Consider the following 11,309-nt stretch of genomic DNA (forward strand, 5'->3'; position numbering starts at 1 on the left):
ATTTTCCGCTTCCTAACTCCATAATTTCAAATTCTCAATCGAAAGTTGTCATGTCTAATTCCCCGATCCCAAATCCCAATCCTGAAAATATGCAAACTCTCAAAAACCCCGAAACAACCGAAATTCAAACGCCAAAGCAAGACTTTCTTACTATTAAAGATGTATCGAAAGTCTACCAAACTCCTAAAGGTCCTTACGTCGTTCTCGACGGTGTAAACCTGACTATTAATGAAGGCGAATTTATTTGTTTGATCGGTCACTCTGGCTGCGGCAAATCAACTTTGCTGAATATGATCGCGGGATTCAACGGGCCGACAAACGGAGAAGTAGCCCTGGAAGGTTCGCAGATTACTGAACCAGGCCCCGATCGCATGGTGGTGTTTCAAAACTACTCGCTGCTACCGTGGCTGACTGCTACTGAAAATATTCACCTCGGCGTTGAAAATGTTTACCCGGAAAAGTCCGCAGACGAACACAATACGATCGTCAAGGAACACTTGGAATTAGTGGGGCTGACCGAAGCTTGTAACAAAAGACCAGGCCAATTGTCCGGGGGGATGAAACAGCGGGTGGCGATCGCCAGAGCTCTGGCAACTCGTCCCAAACTGTTGATTTTGGACGAACCTTTCGGAGCTCTAGACCCTATTACCCGGGAAGAGTTGCAGGAAGAATTGCTGAAAATTTGGCGGAAGGAAAAAATTACCGTCATTATGATTACTCACGATATTGATGAGGCTTTGTTTTTGGCCGATCGCATCGTGATGATGACCAACGGGCCAGCAGCTTCCATCGGCGAAGATATGCACGTTCCGTTTAGCCGTCCCCGCAACCGGGCGCGGATTATGGAAGACCCGAAATACTACGAACTTCGCAACTTTGCTTTGGAGTTCTTGTTTTCTCGCTATGCCCACCACGAAGAAGGTGAAGCAACGGACTCGGAGACAGAAGCCGTCGCGCTACCGATGCCATTACCTGCTAGCAAAAAGCCTGCGATTGCTGACAGGCAGATCGCACCTGCGCCTTTTGTGTCTCACGCTGCCGAACCCCCAGAAGCTTCGCCGATCAAACGCGGCATCCTGGCAGCCTCTTGGTTCGTAGCAATGGTTACTTTAGCTGCAGTCAATATGTCTGCTATTTCCAGCCAGCTAAAGCAAGCGAAACTAGAAGAAACTGCACCGCAGGCGGCGACTGCGGCGGTTGTGAGTTCACCCTCCAGCCCGCAAATTGCAGCAAGTTCGATCGCACCGACTGCTAGCCCTGCACCCATCGCTGCTGCAAGTCCTGCACCCAATGCCAGCCCTGCACCCATCGCTGCTGCAAGTCCTGCTGCCATCGCTGCTGCCCCTAACAGCGCGGGCGCGGCCAATGCAGCAACCACTGCCACATCAGAGATTTCTGACAAAGCCGAACTCGATGCGATCGGAAAGCAGTTGTATGCACAAATCGACCAAACCTGGAGAACAACTCCGACATTTACTGAAAGCTTGACTTATCGGGTCAAAGTAAAACAAAACGGGGATATCCTACATTTCGATCCCACAAATAAAGCAGCTAAAGATTTCGTCAAAGAAACTCCTCTGCCGGTTTTGCAAACTCCTGCAGGTGCCGCAGCAGGCGCTGAAAAAACTGCTGAGTTCCAAGTAACTTTTAGCCCCACCAACGGTGGCGTATTTGAAGTTAAACCAGGGAACTAGGCGACATAATACTACCGCACTAAATCTCACATTGCTATCAACAACTAGGTCAAAAGTATTACCTGCCCGATGTTTGACTTATGCAAAAATTTCTTCTATCCCCCATCCTTGGGGGTGACAAGAGTTAGCTGGGAACTTCCTCTGTTTGAAGAAGATTTAGTAGCAGCCAGAAGCTGACTAAAAGCGAGAGCGAGCGGAATTTTTAGTAAGATAGCGGGTAATTTTAAATCAGGGTATTGTCCGTTTCTGGGAAGCATATATGCGGAAATTTAGTAATTATTCTCACGTTATTTGCAGGAGCCCTCAGTTCCGACTATAATAACGAATTACGAATTACCCATTAGCTTTCAAAAATTAGCATCTAAAATCACCAGATGGAAACTATAAAAACTCTTTGCCCATACTGCGGTGTAGGTTGCGGTCTAGAAGTTGTTCCCGACAAAAAACAAAGTTGGAAAGTGCGGGGCGATCGCAATCACCCATCGAGTCAGGGCATGGTTTGTATTAAGGGAGCAACCGTAGCAGAGTCCATTCGGAGCGATCGGCTACTGTATCCGATGATGCGAGATACTCTCGACCAACCGTTCCGTCGCGCTAGCTGGGACGAAGCTCTCGATGCAATTGTTAACCGCATCCAAACAATTCGCAGCACCAGCGGCCCCGATGCTTTGTGCGTTTACGGGTCGGGTCAATTCGTTACAGAAGATTATTATGTTGCCCAGAAACTAATGAAAGGTTGTCTGGGTACTAATAATTTTGATGCTAATTCTCGCTTGTGTATGTCTTCAGCAGTCTCTGGATACGTTCAAAGTTTTGGCTCGGACGGGCCGCCTTGCTGTTACGACGATTTAGAATTAACAGATTGCGCTTTTATTATTGGCAGCAATGCAGCGGAATGCCATCCGATTGTATTCAATCGATTAGCAAAATACCACAAAAAGCATCCCCATGTCAAAATGATTGTGGTAGATCCAAGGCGGACTCCGACTGCTGAAGCGGCGGATTTGCACTTAGCAATTACACCGGGTACGGATATAGATTTGCTTAATGGAATTGCATATTTGCTGCTACGCAGACAAGCAATAGATTCTGAGTTTATTGAAGAATGCACGGCGAATTTTTCTGCTTTTGCTGAGGTTATTAACAGCTACACGCCGGAGTTTGTAGCCTCGCGCTGCGGCATTACTGTCAGCGAGTTAGAAACGGCAGCAAACTACTGGGAACAGTCGCAGCGGGTTTTGTCGCTGTGGTCGATGGGAATGAACCAGTCGTCGGAAGGCACGGCAAAGGTGCGATCGCTGATTAATTTGCACTTGATGACTGGTCAAATCGGCAAACCGGGAAGTGGCCCGTTTTCCCTCACCGGCCAGCCAAACGCGATGGGAGGGCGGGAAGCAGGAGGACTGTCTCACTTGCTCCCAGGCTACCGATTTGTGAAAAATACTGAACACAGAACCCAAGTCGAGGAGTTTTGGGGAATCGCACCGGGAAGCATTTCCCCGAATCCGGGGCGCACAGCTTGGGAGATGATTACCGGTTTGGAAACTGGCGAGGTCGAGTTGCTGTGGATTGCAGCTACCAATCCGGTGGTGAGTATGCCGGATTTGGAACGCACTAAAGCCGCTTTGCTGCGATCGCCCTTTACTATTTATCAAGAAGCTTACTATCCCACTGAAACCTCCGCCTACGCTCATATCCTGCTGCCGGCAACGCAGTGGAGCGAAAAAACTGGGGTGATGACGAATTCCGAACGCCGCGTTACGTTTTGTCCGGGTTTCGACACTCCCTCCGGGGAAGCCCGCGACGACTGGAGGATTTTCGCCGAGGTGGGACGGCGGTTGGGTTTTGCCGAACACTTTGCTTTCGACAACAGTGCGGAGGTTTTTACAGAGTACGCGCAGTTGACGCGGGGCCAGCCTTGCGACATGACCGGTCTGAGCCACGAATACATCCGCCAAGAAGGCCCGCAGCAGTGGCCTTGCCGGGAAAACGAGCCTGTGCATCCAGCCCAAGAAGCGAAACGGCTGTACACTGACAGGCGTTTTCACACTCCTGACGCGCGGGCGAGGTTTTCGGCTTATCACTCGCGGGGACTGGCAGAACCTCCCGATCCGAATTATCCGTTTGTGTTGACGACAGGAAGAGTTTACGGACATTGGCACACGATGACGCGGACGGGTAGAACAGAAAAAATTAATCAATTGCACCCCGATCCGTTTTTGGAAATTCACCCCCGCGATGCTGCCAAATTGCAGATTAAGGAGGGGGATTTGCTGGAAGTTCGATCGCGCCGCGGCAAGGCGCAGTTTCCAGCAAAAGTCACAAAGGCGATCGCCCCAGGTACGCTATTTGTACCGATGCACTGGGGTTCTCTGTGGGCTGAAGGTGCTGAAGCCAATGCTATGACTCATGCTGCAAGCTGTCCAGATTCCAAACAGCCCGAGTTAAAAGCTTGTGCGGTGCAGTTGGTGCTGGTTGGGGCAGAAACATCAGCAGAAGTTGAGGAATTTAATTGGGCAAAATCCACCCTGGCCGTCACTTCTTGAGCTGCCGCGCAACTACTGGATGTTACAAATCACCGAAGAACGAGCGGGAAGCCGCGGGCGATCGACATGGGGAGGAACGTGGTTGACTTTCGGCGAGACGTTCGGCGAGCGCTCAGTCGAACTATTGGAGATTTACTCCAAAGATGAATCTGGGCTCTTGAACAAGACTCTAAAATTTTGCACTTTTCGCGACAGGAGTCCGGGGCTTGTATCCGTTTTTGGGGTAACAACCTCTCTCGATCGAGCAATTTTGAACCCGGACATACCCTACACATAAATCTTAAATCCTAAATCCCAGATCTAAAAGCTAAAATCGTTATGCCATTACGCAGCCTAAAAACTGCGTTTCCCCGCCAGAGCTCGGAAACAAGGAAAATTAAATTTATTTATTCTGAGTTGTTCCTTCTTGATGGGGGGTTTTTCCTTCGGGAGAATGTCTTCTGGTGGATGCCTTGTGCGTTCTTTTTAATTAATTGAGTCAGACAATTGCAGTTTGCACCTATAGGTGCTATAATCGTTTTACAAGGCTTTATTTTCGGCAGTACAGTTCGTTCGATCGGCGTTCCTCCGGATTTAAATCTCTACACACTCTGATTCTGGAGAATGTTCAATGTCAATCTATGTCGGCAATTTATCCTACGAAGTAACGCAGGAGCACCTCAACCAAACTTTTGGAGAGTACGGTACAGTAAAGCGCGTTCAGTTGCCTGCTGACCGGGAAACAGGTCGGATGCGGGGCTTCGCTTTTGTAGAAATGTCTACTGAAGCCGAAGAAGCTGCAGCCATTGAGGCTCTTGACGGTGCTGAGTGGATGGGTCGCGACCTCAAGGTCAATAAGGCAAAACCCCGCGAAGAACGTGGTTCTTCTAACAGCGGTAACTGGGGTAACAACGATCGCGGTGGCAATTCTCGTCGCTACTAAACCACCCGAGCTAAATTTTTAGCTCACTTGTGTATTCCGTCGGAGCAAGCTGGGAGTCAACAATCATTCTCTGTTGAGAATAGATAGTTAGTTCAGTGTAGCACCGCGCCTTAAAAGCCTCAAAATATTGCTAGACAATAGTTTGAGGTTTTTTCATGGCAAAAATTATTAATCAGGAGGTCGATCGCGTGCGATCGATTCCTAGCTGACAGGAAAAACTAGAAAATATAACAAGCAGAGAGAGTCGCCTTCCCCAGTGCCCGGGTGGCCCCGTAAAACCAGGCAATCACAGAGTTTGGCGCTTGCAAAGTGTACCGAACAATGACAGAATCATTAAGAATAAAGACTAAATCACTTTTATGCTGAAAAAAATATTTAGGCAAATTTCCAAGTCAAGTAGTGATGAAAATTTTCTGCATTTTACAGAAAGTGTAGAAGTAGTAATATCGAAAATTTTATCACTGGCGATGATTTGGGTAATTCTCCTCAGCGTTTGCGATTTGCTGATTTTTTTAGCAAAAGAATTGGTAAACCACACTGATAATTTGTTAAAAGACACGTTGTTTGTCATATTTGGGTTATTTTTAAATGTTTTAATTGCTCTGGAAATCTTGGAAAATATTACAGCTTATCTGAAAAAGCACGTAATTCAAGTAGAGCTAGTTATTGTAACTTCTTTGATAGCAGTATCTCGAAAAATAATCATTCTTGACCTGGAAAAGAAAACAGCAGCCGACTTGATTGGTTTGGCAATTGCAATTTTCGCGCTTTCCATCAGTTACTTGATAGTGCGGTGCACAAATAGAGGAAAGGATTAATATCGGGAATTGAGAAGTGGGAATTTTAAATAACTAATATAGCAATCCTCGCATCATTTGTGAATTTCTTACTCCCTCCCCGAACCCGCGGGGAGGGTTGGGGTGGAGTAAAAAATTTACGACTTATTTAGAATTGATCTATCATATCCGGTCGATTGACCAGAAATGATATTATTCCAATAAACCAGGAGGCGGCACAATTTCAATTCTGCCTTGTTCTAAGTCAACAACTGGCACAATCTCTTCCACAAAAGGAATCAATATTTTTGTGGATTTAGGCTCTTTAACGCGAATTTTCCGTGGTTTGCGGGTATTTCTGGGGTCAGCGTTGGCTTGTGGAGTTTCACGCTGTTTTGGCTTTTCTAATTCTGCGGCGACAGTTTCCGGCGCCGTTAGATTCGTTTCTACTTCTAAAAGGTCGTTACCTGCGGGAATAATATCACTTACCTTGCCTAGGATTTCCCCGGTTAACTGGTTAAAAACTTCCATACCGATCAAATCTTGGACGTAAAACTCATCAGATTCGAGGTAAGGTCGATCGGTCTTTTCAACAAACAACTTACAGCCCCGCAGCGCCTCAGCACCGTCGCGGTCTTCCACACCCTCTACCTCTACAGCATACAGCCCTTTGCCGGGAATGTAGCGACCGCCCAAAAACTCGATCGGTTCCGGTTCACTTTTGTTAGGGCGCAAAATCCACCGCTTCCCCGGTTCGATAAACCTTTCGGGGAAATCAGAATCGGGATAGACTCGCACTTCCCCGTCCAAACCTTGAGCTGCTACAATTTTACCGATTTCTATCCATTCAGACATAGATTATATCACTCTAATTGCTAGTAATTGATAATTGGTAATTGGAAATTGCTAATTGGTAATTGGTAATTAGGAATTGGTAACTAAGAATTATTCCATCGAACCTCTTGCGGATTTCCGTTAAATCCGTTAAATCCGTTACCGAACTTCCCTCTTCCATCAACATCCATCCGCTACATCCGTTAAATCCGTTAAACAATCCGTTGCCGAACTTCCTTCTTTACACCAATCCTGTTCTCAGTGCTACAACTGCTGCTTGCACGCGGTCATCCACTGCCAACTTATTCATAATACCGCGAACGTGAGTTTTAATAGTATTTGGACTCAAGTAAAGCGCCGCTGCTATCTCTGGATTGCTGTTACCTTCCACCATTAATTTTAACACCTCCAATTCCCGCTGCGACAACTGGCCAAAAGTAGTTGTAGAGGCAGGTATCGGGGGTTTAAGGTGTTCGATGACAGTCCGGGCAATTTGAGGGTCAAGATATGTAGCGCCCTCTGCTGCGGCTGCAATCGCTGCTAACAGCCTGTCTACAGAAGCACCTTTAATACAATAAGCATCAGCACCACTAGAAAGGGCAGCAATAATTTCAGTTTCTGCCGTGTGAGAAGTTAACATTACTACTCGAACTTCTGGCAGTTGTGCTTTAATTTGCTGCGTCGCTGCTATGCCGTCGAGCCGTGGCAAACCGATATCCATTACAATAATATCAGGTTTGAGTTTCAGTGCGGCTGCTACGCCTAAATAGCCATCTTCTGCTTGTCCTACTATTTCTATTTCTGGGGAATCGGCCAAAACTTGCTCTAATCCCAGTTGCATCATCGGGTCATCTTCAACAATTAAAATTTTCATAATACGAAGAAAGTTCGGCAACGGATTGTGTAACGGATGTAACGGATGTAAAGGATAGAAGGAAGAATGAAGTTCGGCAACGAGCAATGTACGGGATGTAACGGATGTAACGGATGTCAGTCCGATGGAAGTCGGAAGGAGGAAGATTACTTAGTTGTTAATATTTTACATGAACTTATACCAAACCAATAGCAAATAACCCAAACAACTAACTAATGACTAACTTTTAAAACCTCTACAAATTCGCCTGGTAAAATCCCGGTTTCCACTGGTGGCAAAACTGCTAAACCACTTGTATTGGCGAGGTTAATTAAATTCGCTGAATTTTGGCTGCCGCTAGCAGGTTCAAATTCCCAGACTCCGGCAACTAAATGCAGTTTACCCCAAATATAAGTTTCGCGTCGGCCAGGCGATCGCAATTCAGCATTACACCTAGCTTTGACAAACTCCGGCCCCCAAGCATCCGCGCCCAGCCCAGACATCTTTCTCAAAGCAGGCACAACAAACCGCCAACAACAGACTAAAGCCGAAACCGGATTTCCCGGCAAACCAAAATAGAGACAATCCGAATTTTTTTCACCTCGTTTAAACGCAGCAACCGTTAAAGGTTTCCCCGGCTTAATCGCCACAGAACTAATGTGAACTTTTCCTCCCAAATCCGCCAAAATTTTCTCGACATAATCGTAGTCTCCTACCGAGACGCCGCCCGTAGAAAGCACCACATCCGCTGTCGCCACAGCCAGGGATATCGCCTTGTTTAACGCCTCTTCATTATCAGGAACAATCCCCAATCGAATCGGTTCAAATCCCATTTGCGCCAACAAAACTGTCAAAGCATACTGATTCGAGTCTACCAGTTTCCCCGGTGCCAAAGGTTCGTCTGGCGAGACCAATTCGTCACCCGTAGAAAAAATTGCCACCCGCAGCCGTCGATAAACTGGAACTTGAATGCACTGGGCAGTTGCTAACACCGCCATTTCTGGGGCATAGATAACTGTACCGGGAGTTAGCAAAGTTGTTCCTGCTTGATAAAAAGCGCCTTTGTGCCTGACGAATGCTTGCGGTTTTTCAGGAGAAACTAAGATAAAAATACGATCGCCCTCACCCCTCGTTTCTTCCTGCATTACCACCGTATCAGCACCGACAGGCATCACCCCACCGGTAAAAATTCGCGCCGCTTGCCCCGATTGAACGGTATTTTGAGGCTGATATCCGGCTGGAATTTCTTCAACTACTTCGAGTACCACGGGTTTTTCGGCGCTACAGTTTTCCACATCCGCAAACCGCACCGCGTACCCATCCATTGCTGAATTATCCCAATAAGGAAAGTCCAGGGAACCAGTGACTGGTGCAGCCAAAATGCGCCCCGATGCTGCCAGCAAGTCTACAGTTTCTACATCCCGCTGACTGTCGAGGGGTTGCGCCAAATTTAGAACGATCGATTCTGCTTCTTTCACTGACAGCATGACTGTCTCCTTGTTTTGATAACACTCATGATAAAGTTTAGCAAAATATCCAGAGATATTGGTGATATAATTTTTTTGTATTTGGGCAGTCAACCTAATTTTTGGTGTTAATTGCTTATGACTATTTCTCGTTTGGTTGTTAGACTCAATTGTTTATCCTTATTTTTGGTGGCGATACTGATATTTTTCACTCAGCTTTCAGGGTTAAAAGTCAGCGATTTATTCTTTCCGCCTTATTCTTATCCCCATCCCAATGTCGCCTTGTTAACTCGGACTTTCCAAATTTTATGTTCTGTACCCGTCATTGTTTGTACTTTTACCTATAAATTAGCTCAAAGTATTCAACCGCGCACTTCAGACAATCGATTTATTCTGTTTTCGGCTTTGTTAACAGGTGGATTTTTACTAAATGAAATTTACAGAATTCATATATATATGGTAGCAGGGGGAATTCCTAAGCTAGGAGTAAGTCTTTTATACGCCGTGGTTTTGTCTTCCTACGGATGGTTTTTTCGGCGAGAACTACAGTTAACTCCCTACCAAATATTGTTAGCGGGTGTAGGCTTGTTGTTTTTGGCGATCGGCGTGGATTCCCTGCATTTAAAAAACAAGATATTCTCCAGTTTACTAGAGGGAGTACCTAAATTGCTTAGCGAAATCAACATTGCATTTTATTATTGGTATGTCTGTAACTGTTTCCTCCAAAAAGCGTTTGATAAAACTTTTAATAGCTAGTTATAACGATGTGATATAATGAGCGAAAGTGCATAAAAAGATATCCCTGAAATCCTCTTAACCCTTAATAATAATATTTACAACATCTGCATCGATCGGCATTTATCCGCCTTCATATACATTATGTGGCTTAAAAATCCCCACGCATCCTGATAAAATACCATGATAGCAGTTACCATCAACTTCAACTCGATCGCCAAAATAACCGACGACCAATTTTATCAACTGTGTCGCGAAAACCCCGATGTCAAATTTGAACGCAACGCCAAAGGAGAAATAATCGTCATGCCACCCACAGGAGGAGAAACCGGAAATTACAATTCAGAAATTAATGCGGATTTTGTGATTTGGAACCGACAAACTCAACTGGGAATTTGTTTCGATTCTTCAACTTGCTTCAAACTGCCAAGCGGTGCCAATCGTTCTCCCGATGTCTCTTGGATTAAAAAATCAAGATGGGATGCACTCACTCCCGAACAAAAACAAAAATTTCCTCCCATTGCCCCGGATTTTGTCTTAGAGTTAATGTCGCCAACCGACAGTTTAAAAGATACCCAAGACAAAATGCAAGAATACATGAATAATCAAGTAAAACTCGGCTGGTTAATCAACCGCAAAACCCGGAGCGTCGAAATCTATCGCCAAGGACAAGAAATAGAAGTTTTGGAATGTCCAACAGAACTTTCAGGAGAAGATGTTTTGCCCGGTTTCGTGCTAAACTTGAAAACACTGTGGCAATAACTAGACATATGGCATCTATCAGCGTTTATTTGCGTTCATCTTTCTCGTTCATCTGCGGTTAAAAAATACTATGGAAACCAATATAGAAACCACTGCAACCACTGGGTTAACAGCCCAACAACACAAACAGAAAATGCAGCGGCGCCAAGAAGTGCAATCACAGCGAATCGCTAACTCCTCCAAAGAAAAAGGTTTAATTATAGTCAATACGGGTAACGGTAAAGGCAAAACCACGGCCGCTTTGGGAATGGTTGTGCGATCGCTCGGTCACGGATACCGCGTCGCTATAGTACAATTTATTAAGGGAGCTTGGGAACCTGCAGAAAAAGCAGTTTTTCAACTCTGGGAAAAACAGCTAGAATTTCACGCAATGGGAGAAGGCTTTACCTGGGACACGCAAGACCGCGACCGAGATATTGAAACAGCTCAAAAAGCCTGGGAAAAATCCCTAACTTTTATCTGTAATCCCGAATTTAAATTAGTTCTTCTAGATGAAGTCAACATAGCATTAAAACTAGGTTATTTGCAAGTCGAGCAAGTGCTTTCCGGGTTAGACAAAAAACCAGAAGAAACCCACATTATTTTAACAGGCAGAGGCGCCCCGCCAGCGCTAATAGAACGGGCAGACTTGGTGACAGAAATGACTTTAGTTAAGCATCCATTCCGAGAACAAGGGATTAAAGCTCAACCAGGCATTGAGTATTAATGTTGTTTGTAGTCA

The 11,309-nt window shown here is 45.7% G+C and carries 11 protein-coding genes; 8 read left to right on the top strand and 3 right to left on the bottom strand.

The window, feature by feature from the left end; all coding sequences use genetic code 11:
* Positions 1 to 50 precede the first annotated feature (50 nt).
* The 5 genes from QUA77_RS14760 (at position 51) to QUA77_RS14780 (ending at position 5,980) form a co-directional block, all read left to right on the top strand.
* On the top strand, positions 51 to 1,694 hold the full coding sequence (locus QUA77_RS14760; RefSeq protein ID WP_333450849.1) for a nitrate ABC transporter ATP-binding protein: 1,644 nt from the start codon (positions 51 to 53) through the stop codon (positions 1,692 to 1,694).
* Between the two features lie 374 nt (positions 1,695 to 2,068).
* A complete protein-coding gene (locus tag QUA77_RS14765; protein WP_333450851.1) occupies positions 2,069 to 4,240 on the top strand; it encodes a nitrate reductase in 2,172 nt (723 codons plus the stop codon).
* A 19-nt stretch (positions 4,241 to 4,259) separates the two neighbouring features.
* The gene (locus QUA77_RS14770) at positions 4,260 to 4,517 is read left to right on the top strand and encodes a hypothetical protein (protein ID WP_333450852.1); all 258 of its coding nucleotides are present in this window, start codon (positions 4,260 to 4,262) and stop codon (positions 4,515 to 4,517) included.
* A gap of 333 nt (positions 4,518 to 4,850) precedes the next feature.
* Positions 4,851 to 5,162: an RNA recognition motif domain-containing protein gene (locus tag QUA77_RS14775; RefSeq protein ID WP_332948676.1), complete on the top strand. Its 312-nt coding sequence runs from the start codon at positions 4,851 to 4,853 to the stop codon at positions 5,160 to 5,162.
* Positions 5,163 to 5,521: 359 nt separating this feature from the next.
* The gene (locus QUA77_RS14780) at positions 5,522 to 5,980 is read left to right on the top strand and encodes a phosphate-starvation-inducible PsiE family protein (protein ID WP_333035904.1); all 459 of its coding nucleotides are present in this window, start codon (positions 5,522 to 5,524) and stop codon (positions 5,978 to 5,980) included.
* A gap of 171 nt (positions 5,981 to 6,151) precedes the next feature.
* Here the strand turns inward: QUA77_RS14780 and rimM are convergent, their stop codons facing one another.
* The 3 genes from rimM to QUA77_RS14795 all read right to left on the bottom strand — a co-directional run bounded on the left by rimM (position 6,152) and on the right by QUA77_RS14795 (position 9,112).
* Positions 6,152 to 6,793, bottom strand: a complete 642-nt coding sequence (gene rimM, locus QUA77_RS14785; protein ID WP_333450854.1) for a ribosome maturation factor RimM — start codon at positions 6,791 to 6,793, stop codon at positions 6,152 to 6,154.
* Positions 6,794 to 7,013: 220 nt separating this feature from the next.
* Positions 7,014 to 7,646, bottom strand: a complete 633-nt coding sequence (locus QUA77_RS14790; RefSeq protein WP_015179099.1) for a response regulator — start codon at positions 7,644 to 7,646, stop codon at positions 7,014 to 7,016.
* A 212-nt stretch (positions 7,647 to 7,858) separates the two neighbouring features.
* Positions 7,859 to 9,112, bottom strand: a complete 1,254-nt coding sequence (locus tag QUA77_RS14795; RefSeq protein WP_333450856.1) for a molybdopterin-binding protein — start codon at positions 9,110 to 9,112, stop codon at positions 7,859 to 7,861.
* A 117-nt stretch (positions 9,113 to 9,229) separates the two neighbouring features.
* On the opposite strand from QUA77_RS14795, the gene QUA77_RS14800 reads away from it, so the two are divergent.
* The 3 genes from QUA77_RS14800 to cobO all read left to right on the top strand — a co-directional run bounded on the left by QUA77_RS14800 (position 9,230) and on the right by cobO (position 11,294).
* On the top strand, positions 9,230 to 9,847 hold the full coding sequence (locus tag QUA77_RS14800) for a hypothetical protein (protein ID WP_333450858.1): 618 nt from the start codon (positions 9,230 to 9,232) through the stop codon (positions 9,845 to 9,847).
* Between the two features lie 162 nt (positions 9,848 to 10,009).
* Positions 10,010 to 10,588 carry a Uma2 family endonuclease gene (locus QUA77_RS14805; protein WP_333450860.1) on the top strand — a complete coding sequence of 193 codons (579 nt, stop codon included), beginning with the start codon at positions 10,010 to 10,012 and terminating at the stop codon, positions 10,586 to 10,588.
* A gap of 70 nt (positions 10,589 to 10,658) precedes the next feature.
* On the top strand, positions 10,659 to 11,294 hold the full coding sequence (gene cobO, locus QUA77_RS14810) for a cob(I)yrinic acid a,c-diamide adenosyltransferase (RefSeq protein ID WP_333450862.1): 636 nt from the start codon (positions 10,659 to 10,661) through the stop codon (positions 11,292 to 11,294).
* Positions 11,295 to 11,309 lie beyond the last annotated feature (15 nt).

Origin of the sequence: Microcoleus sp. K5-D4 (genome assembly GCF_036704575.1) — a bacterium.
GTDB lineage: Bacteria > Cyanobacteriota > Cyanobacteriia > Cyanobacteriales > Microcoleaceae > Microcoleus.